Source organism: Chryseobacterium gallinarum (genome assembly GCF_001021975.1).
In the GTDB taxonomy this organism is placed as follows: Bacteria; Bacteroidota; Bacteroidia; order Flavobacteriales; family Weeksellaceae; genus Chryseobacterium; species Chryseobacterium gallinarum.
The window spans coordinates 1,353,120-1,368,113 of the sequence record NZ_CP009928.1; the positions used below are offsets into that span (position 1 = coordinate 1,353,120).

9 protein-coding genes are annotated in these 14,994 nt (G+C 36.6%); all 9 read right to left on the reverse strand.

What is annotated here, in order from left to right; genetic code table 11:
* Window positions 1-135: 135 nt before the first annotated feature.
* The 9 genes from OK18_RS06075 to OK18_RS06115 all read right to left on the reverse strand — a co-directional run bounded on the left by OK18_RS06075 (window position 136) and on the right by OK18_RS06115 (window position 14,989).
* Window positions 136-2,646 (reverse strand): exopolysaccharide transport family protein, encoded by a 2,511-nt coding sequence (locus OK18_RS06075; protein ID WP_053327445.1) that lies wholly within the window; start codon window positions 2,644-2,646, stop codon window positions 136-138.
* A 2-nt stretch (window positions 2,647-2,648) separates the two neighbouring features.
* A complete protein-coding gene (locus OK18_RS06080) occupies window positions 2,649-3,518 on the reverse strand; it encodes a polysaccharide biosynthesis/export family protein (protein ID WP_082129148.1) in 870 nt (289 codons plus the stop codon).
* A gap of 35 nt (window positions 3,519-3,553) precedes the next feature.
* Window positions 3,554-4,672, reverse strand: a complete 1,119-nt coding sequence (locus OK18_RS06085; RefSeq protein WP_053329301.1) for a glycosyltransferase family 4 protein — start codon at window positions 4,670-4,672, stop codon at window positions 3,554-3,556.
* A 110-nt stretch (window positions 4,673-4,782) separates the two neighbouring features.
* On the reverse strand, window positions 4,783-5,784 hold the full coding sequence (locus OK18_RS06090) for a glycosyltransferase family 2 protein (RefSeq protein WP_082129149.1): 1,002 nt from the start codon (window positions 5,782-5,784) through the stop codon (window positions 4,783-4,785).
* A 3-nt stretch (window positions 5,785-5,787) separates the two neighbouring features.
* On the reverse strand, window positions 5,788-6,858 hold the full coding sequence (locus OK18_RS06095) for a formimidoylglutamase (RefSeq protein WP_053327446.1): 1,071 nt from the start codon (window positions 6,856-6,858) through the stop codon (window positions 5,788-5,790).
* A 156-nt stretch (window positions 6,859-7,014) separates the two neighbouring features.
* Window positions 7,015-9,576: a type I DNA topoisomerase gene (gene topA, locus OK18_RS06100; protein WP_053327447.1), complete on the reverse strand. Its 2,562-nt coding sequence runs from the start codon at window positions 9,574-9,576 to the stop codon at window positions 7,015-7,017.
* A gap of 257 nt (window positions 9,577-9,833) precedes the next feature.
* Window positions 9,834-13,211, reverse strand: a complete 3,378-nt coding sequence (locus OK18_RS06105; RefSeq protein ID WP_053327448.1) for a T9SS type A sorting domain-containing protein — start codon at window positions 13,209-13,211, stop codon at window positions 9,834-9,836.
* Window positions 13,212-13,492: 281 nt separating this feature from the next.
* The gene (locus OK18_RS06110) at window positions 13,493-14,632 is read right to left on the reverse strand and encodes an EpsG family protein (protein ID WP_228377702.1); all 1,140 of its coding nucleotides are present in this window, start codon (window positions 14,630-14,632) and stop codon (window positions 13,493-13,495) included.
* A 12-nt stretch (window positions 14,633-14,644) separates the two neighbouring features.
* Window positions 14,645-14,989: a hypothetical protein gene (locus OK18_RS06115; RefSeq protein WP_053327450.1), complete on the reverse strand. Its 345-nt coding sequence runs from the start codon at window positions 14,987-14,989 to the stop codon at window positions 14,645-14,647.
* Window positions 14,990-14,994: the final 5 nt, after the last annotated feature.

Here is a 14,994-nt window from a genome sequence, read left to right on the forward strand (position 1 = left end):
ATGTTTAGTTAAAAATAAACAAAAAAACATAATTTGTTATAAAGTAAACGACAAAGTGGCAAAAATATTCTTTATTTAATAGATTGAAAACACAACAAGTATGAAAAAACCCCCATGGGATGAGGGTTTAAGGCTCTATTTTTTATTAAACATCGTCTGCACTTTATTCCTTATTCTGATCAACAATGGTTCTTTATAGTTTTTGTCTTCATCAAAATAACCATATCCGTAACCATACCCGTAACCATAGCCATATCCGTAGCCATAACCTTGTTTCGTGTTGTAATCATTGTAGATCAATCCTAAGTGGCTGATCTCATTGTTATGATATTTTTCAGTAATCATTTTCAACATATACTTTTCTGTATATTCATGACGGACAACATAAATATTAGCATCCGAGAGCTTCATCAATTCATAGGAATCTGCAACCAATCCCACAGGTGGTGAATCTATAATAATGAAGTCATATTTTTCTCTCAGTTCTTCTATAAACTGAATATTTCTCTGGCTCATCAAAAGCTCAGACGGGTTTGGTGGAATAGGCCCTGAAGTCGCTACATCCAGATTAGGAATTTTTGTTTTGTTGATAATCTGGTCAATTCCCACTTCTCCTGTCAGATAATTGGAGATACCATATTTATTATCAATTTTAAAATCCCCGAAAATCTTAGGTTTTCTAAGGTCCATCCCCAGCAGAATTGTTTTCTTATCACTTAATCCTATTACGGAAGATAAGTTGATGGAAATATAGGTCTTCCCTTCTCCTCCAATGGAAGAAGTAATCAGAATTACTTTTCCTTTACCTTCTTCATGATTATCCATCAAAAATCTCATATTTGCCCTTATTCCCCTGAAGGCTTCAGATACGGATGATTTTGGCTGTTCCAAAACGGTAAGCATGTTTTCATTGCTATTGTTTCCGATTACTCCAAGAAGCGGAATTTTGGTAGCGCTCAATAATTCTTTAATATTTCTGATCTTACTATCAAGCAGCTCTCCTATCAGGATAAATAATACCGGAAGTAAAAGCATACCAGAAATAATTCCGATTTTAGCTAGCTTAATATTGGGACCTATCGGGTGCTGTCCAAGATTTTTAGCAGGGTCAATTACAGTGATATCCGATTGGTTGGTCGCCATTCTCATCTGGGTATCATTCTGTCTGCTTAACAGGCTGTTATATGTTGCTTCAATCATATTATACCCTCTCTCTGCATCCAGGTATCTTCTTTCTTTTTCAGGATATGAGGCCAGATCTGAATTCGCTTCTACGACTTCACGATCAATCTTATTGATTTCGTCATAATATTTAGTATAATAATTTCTCAGACTATTATATGAACCCATCTTAGCTTCGTTAATAAGCCTGTTTATTTCTTTGATGGGCTCGGAATTTGGCTTATATATTAATACCATTTCTGCTCTTTTAGCATACAATGCTTTAAGTTCAGTTACAGAGGCAGTAAACAACCCGTCTTCAAAACCTGCAGCATTGGTACCGATCATTTTATCAAAATCCTGAGACTGAAGGGTATTTTTGATATTATTAAGCGAACTGATTTTACTTAGAATATCAGCTTTTTTTGCTTCAAGCTCTTTTATTTTAACCAGTGATTTTTCATCCCTGTCCTTAATATTATATAGTTTTTCGGATGTTTTGAGGTAATTCAGAACATTCGCACTGGAATCCAGCTTTTTCCGGATCTTATCCAGGTTTGCCTGCAAATAAAGATCTGTATTTTTATTGACTATATTTTTATCTGCAAGTCTTTTTTTCTGAAGTTCTGCAACAGATTTGTTCAGAAAGTTAACCGTACTGTTAAGGTTATACCCTTTCTTGGTGATCACCATAATACTGCTGATTTCTTTATCGAAATCAACACTGGTAGTAGAAATAATCTCATTAACACTCTGGTTTACAGAATTCAGACTTACAATAATATTATCCAGTTTAATTTTGGGGGTAACAGGATTATGGAGTAACCTGAATCTCAGATTAGGTGAAGTATACCATTCATTAATCCTGATAATTTTATTCGCAGGTTTGCTGTAAGTACTGATATTCTGAAAGCTTTCTGTTTCAAAATTATATAGATTGGTAGACTCTCCTTCTTCAGGTAAAACTACTTCATAAGCAGCACCTCCTTTTGGAATCAGCGTAAATGGGTAGTTGATTTGTTGTAAATGTTTTTTATCAATTTGTACAAAAACAGGGGAATCATCTTTATCCAGATATGTTGATTTTATAAGTCCTTTTGTAGAGTAGTTTACAAAAAGATCCAGTTCTTTTACCAAAAACTCGTTATGAGACCTTGACAACAACATCTTTTTTAGATATAACCCATCCTGATTTCCGCTTTGTCCCCAAATAAAATTAATAGATTGGTTGGCCTGTGTAGGCTGCAAAAAGCTGGCGGTATTGCTTGAAGTACTCAAAGAAATATCTGAAGCAAATATGTTTTGTGCGTAATATTTACTATATACCCAAGAAATGGCATATCCAATCAACAGCATCAGTACAAACCAGTACCAATTTTTAAGAATCCTCCTTAAAAAATGCTCAACGTCAAACAATGCAAATGCTCCGTACTTTTCTTTCAGAGATTCACTTTTACCTACTTTAGTATCTTTTTCTGGAATCATGATTAAAGAGTCTTAAAGAGTAGATAAACTGTTGCTAATGCTGACACTAAGCCAACAACTGTGGTTAAAGTCTGTGAAGGATCTTTACCGAACCCGTTCAAGCTTTTCTTTCTTGTATTAAGATAAATTTCATCTCCGTTCTGTACGTAATAATAAGGAGAATTCATAAGATCTTCACGGGTAAGGTCAATTTTGGCAATTTTAATTCCTTCCGGCAGTTTTCTATGGATCACGATATTCTTTCTGTCAACCGTTCTGTTTAATCCACCATTAATTGCCAGTGCCTCAGTAATAGTCATTGTATTTTTATGAGCTACTTTCTCTCCCGAAAGACCTGTGGTTTCCACATCGCCCAGAATATAATAGGTAATTCCGTCGGTATTTAACCTTACTTCAGATTTACCATCCTGGAAGTTTTCATTAACTTTTTGCTGTATTTCTTTTGTAACATCATCTAATGTTCTTCCTTCTGCTTTTACATACCCTATTCCGAAAACATTAATGTCACCATTGGAGTCTACTTTTAATCCGTTAAAATAAAAGTTCATATTTCCTCCGAAACTGGATCCTCCACCATTCCCCCCAGCCCTTCCTCCGGAAACAGCGGTACTTACAGCGGATGTCCCTACTCCTCCCGAAGTATTGTAGGATGAATAAAACTGTGCAGCATCTCCCTTAGGCGTTGTTACAATATTAAGGTTCAGTATATCATTTTTTGTAATCCTGTAAATAGGGATATTGTAGGGAACAAGACCTTCTTCATTAATTACAAGGCTTTCACTTGGCTGCAAATACCTTACATCTTTCGACGTGATACAGGAAATCACGAAAAAGGGTAATATTAAAAATAAATACTTAAAGTTCTTCATCATATTTGAATATTGGTTACAAAAGTAATATTAAATTGTTAATTTTTGTTATTTTTTAATCGATATAGCAAATCCGGGAGATAAGCTCCCAAAAAGCCTAATAAAATGATAACCATCAGTAAGAAATTGATATTCGTATGTCTGAAATAATAGGCTACCCCAACGATCATCAGATAGTACAAAATAATATAAAAAGTAGATCTCCTATGGGTAAGATCAAGTTTTAACAGCTTATGATGGATGTGGTTTTTATCAGCATCAAACGGAGATTTCTTGTGATAAAGCCTTACCAGAATCACGTTTAAAGTATCTACAATCGGAAGGATCAAAATAGCCACGGCTACCGCAGGAGCCGACTGCAAATGATATCTTGGTACATCCGCAAGCTTTTTATCAATAAAAATATCAATAAAACAAATAGATGTAAAGGCTAGCAGAAAGCCCAGCAACATAGAACCTGTATCTCCCATAAATATTTTATTGGTCCTGTAGTTTGAGAGATTGTAATATAAAAAAGCCAGTACCGTTCCTATAATAATTACAGATAAAACAACCAATGGATAATTATATTCTCCTAACCGATAGTAGCTTATTCCAAATAATGCACTGCAGATTACTGAGTACCCGCCTGCCAATCCGTCTATTCCATCAATAAGATTGAAAGCATTAATAAGCACAATAAAAGTTATAATACTGAATAAAATACTTACAAAGTAGCTCAATTCATATATGCCAAATACACCAAATAAGCTCCTGATTCTGATATCCGAGCCTATTACCACCAATGAGGAAACGACAATCTGGGCTACAAGTTTTTTATAGGCTCTCATTACCACAATATCATCCATTACTCCCACATACAGGAGGATAATTAATGAAGCAAATAAAAATTTATACAAGTCAAAAAGCTCGTACGCAAAAATAGAAGCGCAGATTCCAATGGAATAAAAAATGGCAATACCTCCCAGATTGGGAATCTTTCTGAGATGCGAACTTCTTATTCCCGGTTCATCCATAAGATTTTTCCTTCTTGAAATCTTTACAATGGTAGGAATGGAGAAAAAAGTAATTAAAAAGGAAAATAGAAATCCTAAACCTATTTTCACGTAGAAAATAGGTATCCCCGATCCGCTTAAGAACAATTCAAAATTTTTCATTTTTTTCTTATCCAGCACATATGTTTCTATTAAAAGCATCATAATGCTTATAAGGAACATTAATCGTCATAACCTTCCATAGACCGAAACAATAGTACCTACATTTGTGTTTACATCAACTTTCTTATCAATTTCTTTTGTCCGGCAAAAAACAATAGATAAAAAATCTTTTTCTTTAACGGCAAAGATAAAAGATAATTCTTACCAAAACGACTATACTTCAATATATCTTGAATTTTTATTTGTCTTTCTTGTCTGAAAACAGCCAGCTGAACGGCCATTCTATAAAATATTTCATCCTCTTTCACGAAGGCTAAATAAGCCAGAAAGGAATATACGCCTTCAAAAATCTGAAAATTTTTTAATTCTTTTTTTCTGGATGCGTATGGCGATTTGTCAAACGCATTTTCTACATCCATTACTGCTTTCAGTATATCGAGTCCTTTTTCCGTATGGGTTTTAGTAATGGAATCTGTACGTTCAAGATACTGATAATGGAACTTTTGAGTCTGGGCAATGGCTTCACATTCCAGTAAAAGCTGTGGGATGAGCTGAATATCTTCAAAATGCACTCCTTTTTTAAATCTTTTCCCATCAAACAATTCTTTTCTGAATAATTTGTTACAGGCAAAATAACTGAGATCTGAGAAAACGGAAAGATTTTCCTTAAGATTTATTTTTTCTGGCATATTGGGAAGCTGGGGTAATTTTTGAGTAATTTCTCCTGCTTCATTCACTTTCTGAATATTGCAGACGACCATTTTAGCCTGATGCTTTTCTGCCAGGAGAAACATATCTTCAAACATTTCCCTCGTCACAAAATCGTCACTGTCTACAAAACCAATGTATTTCCCTGTAGCCTTATCAATCCCATAATTACGGGCATCACTTAAGCCCCCGTTTTCTTTGGAGAAAGCTTTTATCTTTTCGGGGAATTTTTGAGCGTAATTCCTGATAATTTCTTCAGAGCCGTCTTTGCTTCCATCGTTCACTACAATAATTTCAACCTCCTGAAGGTTTTGGTTAACCAGAGAATCCAGACATTTTGCCAGATACTTTTCGACATTATAAACCGGAACAATGATGGAAACATTTGAGGGAACATTTGTCATACATTAAATTTTCGTCAGTCTTGCATTCAACCATCCTTTCTTAGCATCATCAAAATCTTTCCTGGAACACGGAATGCAATTATCTATGTTTTCTTCGTCACCAAAATACCACAAATTACTGAAAGTATCACGTCTGAATGCATACTGCCTGTCATCAATCAGAACATAAAACAATTCATAATGCCTTTCTTTGGGATGAGATCGCTGGATATTGATTCCTTCGATCAGATACCACAACATCTGAGCTAATAGCTGATGGTTCAGCTGGTTTTCAGAATAAATATTATAATTAAAAATTCCTACGGATTTGAGATTCTCACTGAGTCCGATCTCTTTCATATAGGCACATGCTTCTCTTCTGTTCAGGCCATTTACCTGTGGATTCATAGAAAAAGGCTCTCCAAAACTTTCAATAGCATCACAATTTACCGTAACCAGGTCTGCTTTTCTAAAGAAAGGCTCTGTTTTTTCTGTGGAATTCATCATTTCTGCCAGGCGGATAATATCAAATTCTACTTCTTTAATCAGGCGGACAGAGTCCATTTCATTCAAATGTTTCTGATATCCCAGGTGATGATAGTTTTTGATAGAAAAATTTTTAGCCCCGAACATTTTGCTTAAAAAAGTATGCTCATTGATTTCCTCTCCCTGCTTAAGAGAGATAATATTGCTGATTTGGGTATAATTGATATTTTTCTGATGAAAGTTCAGCGTTGAGAATAATGAAAACGCGAAATCATTGGAGCCACCGATAACTACCGGAAGGGCTCTTTTATAATGGCATGCCGATAAAACTTCCTGCAATATATAATGGGAATCCTGAACCGATTTTCCGGAAACCAGGTCCCCGAGGTCTACGACCGGGATTTCAAAATCAAGCTGGGAAAGCCTGTAAAATTCTTTTCTGATGGCTGTAAAATCCTGCACTTCTGCCTCTCCGCCTGCTCCTCTGTAATCAGATACAAACAAAAGCACAATACTGTCTTCTTTTATATCTTTTGTAATCCGATTTCCAATCTGCCAGCTTTCTGTTTTGAAATTTCTTGGTGGAATGATAAAATCTTCAAAATCCATATTTTAATTTGAATATTTGAGTATGTATAATTTATTAATTGCTTGATGCAACAAACATACAAAAAACCATAGCAACTTGCCACCATATATTGTTTTTGTTCATAAAAAAAAACCGTCAACAAAATTGTTAACGGTTTTATTCATTATAAGATATAATTATTTCTTCTTAGCTGCAGGCTTTTTTGCTGCTGTAGTCTTTTTAGCAGTTGTTGCTTTTTTTGCTGCCGGCTTTTTCTTTTCTGCAAAGGCATTTTTATCCTGATCAGTGATCCATTTTTTCACCTCATCCAGAGAAATTTCCTTCAGCTCTTCAGCATCGTATTTTGTCTCATCTTTTTTCTTTGGAATCTTGAACATGGCTTTTCCAAATTTGATGAAAGGTCCCCATCTTCCGTTTTCAATGGAGATTTTTTCTTTTTCCCATTGTTGGATATACCGATTGGCTTCTTTTTCAAGCTTGGCATCAATCAGTTCATCAATATCGCTTTGAGAAAGATTTTCAAAATTATATTTTTTCGGAACATTCACGAAAATGTCTCTATATTTAATGAACGGACCGAATCTACCGGTTCCTTTAGTTACCGGCTCTCCTTTATAGGTAGCGATTGGGGCGTCTGCTTTTTTCTTTTCGTTAATAATTTCTTCCGCTCTGTTCTGATCTACGGAAAGCGGATCTTCTCCTTTAGGAATACTGATGAAAGTCTCTCCCCATTTCACATAAGGTCCGAATCTTCCTACGCCTACAGAAACCGGATGCCCTTCAAATTCTTTAAGATCAAATGGTAATTTAAATAATTCCAGTGCTTCTTCAAGAGTAATGGTAGCAATATTCTGCCCTGCCATCAATGACGCAAAAATTGGTTTTTCTTCATCATCCGTTTCACCGATCTGAATCATTGCTCCAAATCTTCCGATTCTGGCGTGGACATTTTTGCCTGTTTTAGGGTCTATCCCCAGCAATCTGTCTCCTGTTGCGCGGTCGGCATTTTCTTCTACATCTTCAATTCTCGGGTGGAATTTGGAGTAAAAATCAGTCATCATTTCTTTCCATTTCTGATCACCATTAGCAATCTCATCAAAGCCTTCTTCTACTCTTGCTGTAAATCCGTAATCTAAAATTTCCCTGAAATTATCAGTTAAAAAATCATTCACAACTTCTCCTATATCGGTTGGAACGAATTTATTTTTATCCCCTCCAAACTTTTCATCCAGAACCACTTTCCTTATCTGATCTTTTACTAAAGACATTTTGATCACCTCACGGGTTTGCGGTTCAATTTCTCTTTTATCCACATACTCCCTGTTTTGAATGGTCTGAATAGTAGGGGCATAAGTGGACGGACGTCCGATACCTAATTCTTCCAGTTTTCTTACCAGTCCGGCTTCGGTATATCTTGCACTTGGCCTCGTAAACTTTTCAGTAGCAGTAATACTTTTATAGTTCAATATTTCTCCTACACTTACCTTTGGCAATAATTTTTCATTGTTTTCTTCATCATCATCTTCTGTCTTTACAATACCATAAGCTTTCAGGAAACCGTCAAAAATGATCACCTCTCCCTGTGCTTCAAAATGGTGCGGTAAGGATTTGTTACCGATTTCGATAACTGTTTTTTCAATTTTGGCGTTTGCCATCTGAGAGGCAAGGGTTCTCCTGTATATTAACTGATACAATTTATTCAGCTGGGCATCACCAATGCTCTTCACTCCGAAATCCGTAGGGCGGATCGCTTCGTGAGCTTCCTGTGCTGAAGCTGATTTTGTGGTATAATTTCTTGGTGAAGAGTATTCTGCTCCATATTCGGAGATAATTTGCTTTTTCGCACCTTCAATTGCTTCCTGGGAAAGATTGACCGAGTCTGTTCTCATATAGGTAATAAATCCTTCTTCATATAATCTCTGTGCCAGACGCATGGTGTTCGTCACATTATATCCCAATCTGGAAGAAGCTTCCTGCTGTAGTGTAGAGGTTGTAAATGGGGCAGAAGCAGAACGTGTTCCAGGTTTTGTTTCAACATTCAGAACTTTGAATTCTGTAGTTTTTGCCTGTTCAAGAAATCTTTCAGCTTCTTCTTCTTTTTCGAAATCCTTTTTAAGCTTGGCTGCAATTTCCTGTTCTGTCTTATTTAAGAATATCCCATCCAGTTTGAAACTTGCCCTGGGTACGAATTCACGGATTTCTTTTTCTCTTTCTACAATCAGTCTTACCGCTACCGATTGTACTCTACCTGCTGACAATCCTGGTTTTACTTTTTTCCATAAAACCGGTGACATTTCAAAACCTACAATCCTATCCAATACTCTTCTTGCCTGTTGGGCATTTACCAGGTTTTGATCAATATCCCTGGGATTTTCAATGGCTTTTAGAATGGCATTTTTAGTAATCTCGTGAAAGACAATCCTTTTCCTGTTCTCAGGTTTCAGCTTCAGCTCATCTGCCAGATGCCAGGCAATAGCTTCTCCTTCGCGGTCTTCATCGGAAGCCAGCCATACCATGTCAGCTTTTTTTACTGCAGCCTTTAATTCTGTTACTAATTTCTTTTTGTCTGCTGAAACTTCGTAATCTGGGCTAAAAGTGGCAAGGTCTATCCCCATTCCTTTTTTAGGCAAGTCCCGGATATGCCCGAAACTGGATTTCACTTCAAAATCCTTTCCTAAATATTTCTGAATAGTTTTTGCTTTTGCCGGGGACTCTACGATTACTAAATTTTTCGACATTCTAAAAATTTTTTTGCAAAAGTAAAGCTTTTTTATTATATACTTTTTGTTGTATTTGTTTAATTTATCAATCAGAAGGGTTTACATGGCGTACCGACAGGCATTTGCCGGCTAACCAAGTCCTTTATACTGTATGTTTTAGCGTGTTATTTGTTTGTTTATATTGATGATATAGAATTTTTCATCGATAGCAATAGACGCAGAAAATGTGTATCCAAAATAAATTTCAGGTATTGCCTGCCTGTTCATTCAGAAAGTTATTTTTTTATAAATTTTATGACGGCTTCAGAATTATTTATTCTCATTACATAAATTCCCGGAATTAAAGAGGCAATATCCGCTTGTTTATTTTGAAACTTTCCCTGTTTCACAAGTTGCCCTACCACGTTATAAATATCATAATAGTAGTCCTTATTTTCAGAGGTGCCGATATAAAGCACATTTGTAGCCGGATTAGGAAACACATTTATTCCATTGTCCCGGGTTTTGCTTTCTGCCTCAGAAGTATTTAATACAGGACCTCCGGCACTGACAGGTATTCTTGACGCAGGTCCTTCTTCATTTTCGTTAACGTCATATTCTATTTTTACGCATCTGCAACTCATTCCAAAATAAGGATCATTATTATCGTGAAAAGCAATCATACGATTAGCTGAAGAAGCGGCATCGAAAAGCACATTCACCGGTCTTCCCAGATAATTTGAAACCAGGGCACCGGTCCAGATTCCCGGATATTGAAAATTAACCGTAGTAAAGGTTCCCTGAGCTGGTTGATTAGACAAAACATTTCTGAATCCCCGTGATCCTGAATTAGGATAATTTCCTGTATTGTATGAAGGATCAATAAACATATATCCAATCGTAGATGTAGTTGAAGGGTTTCTTACCCTAAGTCCGGCATAATCTGTGATAAGATTATAAGAAGCCGCAATATTTTTATCTTTTTTATACCAGGGAGTCTGGCCAAAATCCAAACCTGAAACCAATGCTACATTCGTAACATCCGGAATTCTCCATCCTTCAGGGCACGGATCAAAAGGAGACTTTTCACCTCCTCTTCCCCACCTGTCCGGTGCCAGATTAGGTTCAGCAGCCAGCCAGTCAGTACCATTGGTATAATTAGGTACACTGCTGTTGAAAGAGGCCCATGTGCTTGGAATCATGTATACCAAAGGGTTTTTAACAGAATAAGATAATATTTTAGCAATTTTGTCCCCTGCCTTGTCTGTAGTTTGTACGTTTGCAGCTGCAGCATATGTATTGTAAGGTATAATGTAATTTCCCGGCAAGCTATTATACACAGCTGGTGTCAACGTTGTGTAAGTAATTGCTCCGTTAGATGATACTGTTCCTAAAAACACATTGTACGAGCTTCTGTTATCAGCATTTTGAAATATAGGAACAGGATCTTTTCTACCCCATTGATAATGCAGGCCTGTGGATGCCCGTATTTTTGCTAATTCTGCTGCAGTAGGGGTAAGAGGGTTTACTACAATGGGAAATGAATCCAGAGCCCCTAAGTTTCTGTCCATAAAAACAGTTTGCAATGCTACATCCGCTTTATTCACATAATTGATATACTTTACCGCTTCCGGAGCAGGAAGCTCCGTGGTATAGGTATAGGATTGCAGAGGGGTATCCGTGATCCAGATATGCCAGCTCCAATAAACAGGATTTGAAATACTGCCATTATGTAAGGTCAATACTGCATTTCCGCTTTGATTAGGGGCAATCTCCAAAGAAATCCTGGTATTGGCAAGCTCCTGAAGTGAAGATGGAGAAGGGCTCGCCACTGTAACCTTACTGATCAGATTTGTATTTGTTGTCCAGAGTACATTTGCTTTTAAATTATTGAAATTTGAAACATTCAGGATCTCTGTATTATTCAGTAACTGGCTCTGTACTGCAAATGCTTTGGTTACCGGAATTTCAATTACCATGGGGGTAGTACTCTTAACGGCCTGGTAAGTATTGGGGTTATTAATTCCTTCCCTGAATTCCGTAACCGGAGGCAGGTATTCTGTTGGAAAATCATAATCATTGACAACGTATAATGGGTCTTTTATACATCTGCAGCCATTGGCATCCGAAGTATACATACCTGCCAATGGGAAATAAAAATATCTCCCTTTAATATCCGGGTAATTAGGATCCGGAACATCCGGCTGTGTTTTATCCGGAATCATTGTTAATCCTCTTGCTCCTACTGATGGGGTGGCATCAAAATGCCTGGTCATAGTAGCTGTCCACAATGCAACATGATGCTGGTCACTGTATTGTCCCAAATGGGCAGATCTGATCAGCTGTCCGTTCCCTGGGAAAAGCCCCATGTTATATCCTCCGACATTTGACAGATCAAACCCTATATTAGGATATACCTTAAAGCCAGCCATAAAGCCGGGAACTCCTGTATCTGTTGGCTTAACAATATGGTATTTACTGGCTTCAAAAGCATTCTTGTTCATATCTGTCCTGAGCCCGAAAGGTGAAAAGTCAATCCTGATATCATCAATATAAGTGGAAGAAGCCAGATTGGCTACCAGCATAGAGGGCACTCTCCATCCGTTAGGGCAAGGGTCATAAGGAGATTTATCCCTGTAAGGTCTGGCACTGGCATCATTGTTATAGCCGTTCTCTATTTTTCCTTGTGAATTATCTGACCATAGATTTAACTCCGAGAGCCTGTTATCCGGCAAGTCTGTTGTTTTTCCAAACCAATTGACCGGTAGATTTGGGTTATTGTTATAATAGGCCTGTCCGGAATTATCATCTTTATTAACGTAGATCAGACTCAAAGGGTTCTTTATTGAAAGCCGGATATTGTTGGTAACTGTTGCATTGGAAAGCAGAACTGTTTTCGTGAGATTGTCAATACTCTGTGCATTTACAAAATTCTTCGCACCTCTGTGCCGTATACGACCTATAGACCCTGAAACTTCATAAAAATCATTTCCCCGGGTTACCAATGGCGGAACGGGGTCTTTCCTTCCCCATTGATAGAGAAGCCCCGTATTTCTGTTCCAGTCTGAGGAAGTAATAAAACCTGTAAGGGCTCCAAGATTTCTATCCATCCACTTCCAGTCTGCATCGGGAATTACTTCAATAGTACCGTCTGATTTTTGCCTTTTAAGGTTATTAAAGCTTTTATAGGAAGGCCCGTTAGTAGGGTCATCAGTTACCCAGATATGCCAGCTCCAATAAATTTCTCCATTAATTTTAAAAGCAATCACTGCGTTTCCTTCTTTAGCTTTATTAATCGGCACTTTTATTTTTGCTGTCGGGCCTGAGCCTAAAATTTCCAATGTATAATTTATTCCTGATTTAATCAGTCCATGCTCATCTTCCCATAGCACTTCTGCCGTCGCTGTTCCTGCCGGAATACCATTGCCATTAATATAATCACCTCCTTCCCACATTGCATAGGCCTTTCTTACCGGAATAAGGAGTCCCTCACTATTGAGAGAAGGATCAAAAATATAACTGTTCGGAGCTTTCCTCCAATCAGGGAGTAAAACCGGAGCTGCATTGATAAATTTCCGATGCAATGAGTCTGTTTTCCCGACATTAGCTTTAAAACATATTCCTGTTAATAGCAGAAAAGAAACGGCTACAAACTTTTTAATTAACCTTTTCATAATCTATGGATTTGTAAGTACAGTTACCGGAGTACAACATTTAAGCCTACATCAATAAAAACAGATTTATTTTATAAATAAATATAACATATTCAAATTATAATATAAATAAATTAAATTTAAATCATTACAAATAAACAATAATCATCAAATGAAAATAAAGGATTCAGTCAGGGTTTGTTAAAAAAACCCTGACTGAATAAATATTAATCAGTACAATTATCTTATAAAGCAAAAAGACAGCTTTGAGGAGCTGTCTTTAATTTATAGGTATCAATAATTTACGGGAGTAAATGGTTTTGATAAAGATCAATGGTAAACCTTCCCGCTCTAATGTTATTAAACGTTGAGAAAACCACAAAGTTGAAAACTACCAATGTAATAATAAATGCATAAATCATATTTCTGACCCTTCCTGAAACAACGTACATTGCGTTAGGAATGATAATATAGGAGAATCCGACAAATGCTCCCACCAAACGGGATGAAAATATGGGGTTATTTCTAAAGATAAAGTAAAAGCATATTCCGATAACGGCATAATTCCTGTGGTATTCATAATAGGGATACAGCTCCTTCATCTTGTTATCAAAAACAAAAAGGAAGAATGTCAGAATGGCCATCATGGCTTCAGGAATTCCGAAACCTCCGTTTATTCTCTGTACAGTTTCATCCATATATCCGTTAAAACCGTCTACAAGTGAACTTTCCTCAGCCATTCCGGATAAAAAGTTTCCGAAAAACCTATACACCTCAAACGGAGACAGGAAGACAGACCCGATAATCAAAATCAACATAATGGTTTTGTTTAACGGAACTCTTGCCAGCCAGTACATTGGTAAAAACAAATAACAGACACTATGTATACCCGATCCCAAAAATATAAAAAACAGATAATGCCAGAGTTTCCGTTCTTTAATATAGCGTATCGCAAAATAAACCATAAAAGTTCCCAGATTCTGTCTTATCTGCCCGCTTTCCCCAATAAAAAAGTTGGGAATAAACATAAACAAAGTAAACGTAAACGGATAAAAAGTATTATCCTCAGTATATTCCACTTTAAAGATAATGGCAAAGATGGCAATTATCAGCGTCAATACATAATAAGGGGCATTGAAAATATTGAGGAGTATCTTATTAATCAAAGTATACAGCCATTCTACATCCAGGGTTTCTGTACCCTCCAGATGAAGCATCTTCATAAAGATACTATAGTAGCTTTTTGTATCAGAATAAATATAGATTCCAAGATAACTTCCGTAATCAGGGCCTACCTGATTCCTAAGTCCGGCCAGAATGATCAGATAAATCCCCAGGAACCAGAACCACTTTTTATCTACCTTCTTCCCGAAAACCTCCCGAATACTGAAGATCAGCATATAGATAATCGCAATAATATAATATGGATGTAATAAACTCATGCTAAGCTTCTGCTATTTTTTTACTGATAATACACGATTATAATTCCTGTCAAAATTAGAGGAAAACAAGTAATCATAAGAAGGCAAGATATTGAAAAAAAGATATTTTTCAAAAACAACTTTATTTAATGGGCTGGAGAAATTCCGGCTGATGTAAAAAACTTCTATAAAGGCTGTTTTTTTCTGTTCTATTACGGTCCGCAATCCTGATGAAAACAGAAGGTCCCAAATTTTTTCTGAGGTTTTTAACCTGGTACAGGTAGATCCGAAGCTATAATAAGACATGGCAAACAGCAGAAGCGGAAGTTCTATCATCAATAGAAATCCGTTTATTTTTTCATCATTTTTTTTCAACATATCTA

Excerpts from the sequence above, each read along its gene's own strand:
- OK18_RS06115 (WP_053327450.1), bottom strand. The coding sequence starts at position 14,989 with ATGTTGAAAAAAAATGATGAAAAAATAAACGGATTTCTATTGATGATA.
- OK18_RS06110 (WP_228377702.1), bottom strand. The coding sequence starts at position 14,632 with ATGAGTTTATTACATCCATATTATATTATTGCGATTATCTATATGCTG.
- OK18_RS06090 (WP_082129149.1), bottom strand. The coding sequence starts at position 5,784 with ATGACAAATGTTCCCTCAAATGTTTCCATCATTGTTCCGGTTTATAAT.
- topA (WP_053327447.1), bottom strand. The coding sequence starts at position 9,576 with ATGTCGAAAAATTTAGTAATCGTAGAGTCCCCGGCAAAAGCAAAAACT.
- OK18_RS06085 (WP_053329301.1), bottom strand. The coding sequence starts at position 4,672 with ATGAAAAATTTTGAATTGTTCTTAAGCGGATCGGGGATACCTATTTTC.
- OK18_RS06095 (WP_053327446.1), bottom strand. The coding sequence starts at position 6,858 with ATGGATTTTGAAGATTTTATCATTCCACCAAGAAATTTCAAAACAGAA.
- OK18_RS06075 (WP_053327445.1), bottom strand. The coding sequence starts at position 2,646 with ATGATTCCAGAAAAAGATACTAAAGTAGGTAAAAGTGAATCTCTGAAA.
- OK18_RS06105 (WP_053327448.1), bottom strand. The coding sequence starts at position 13,211 with ATGAAAAGGTTAATTAAAAAGTTTGTAGCCGTTTCTTTTCTGCTATTA.
- OK18_RS06080 (WP_082129148.1), bottom strand. The coding sequence starts at position 3,518 with ATGATGAAGAACTTTAAGTATTTATTTTTAATATTACCCTTTTTCGTG.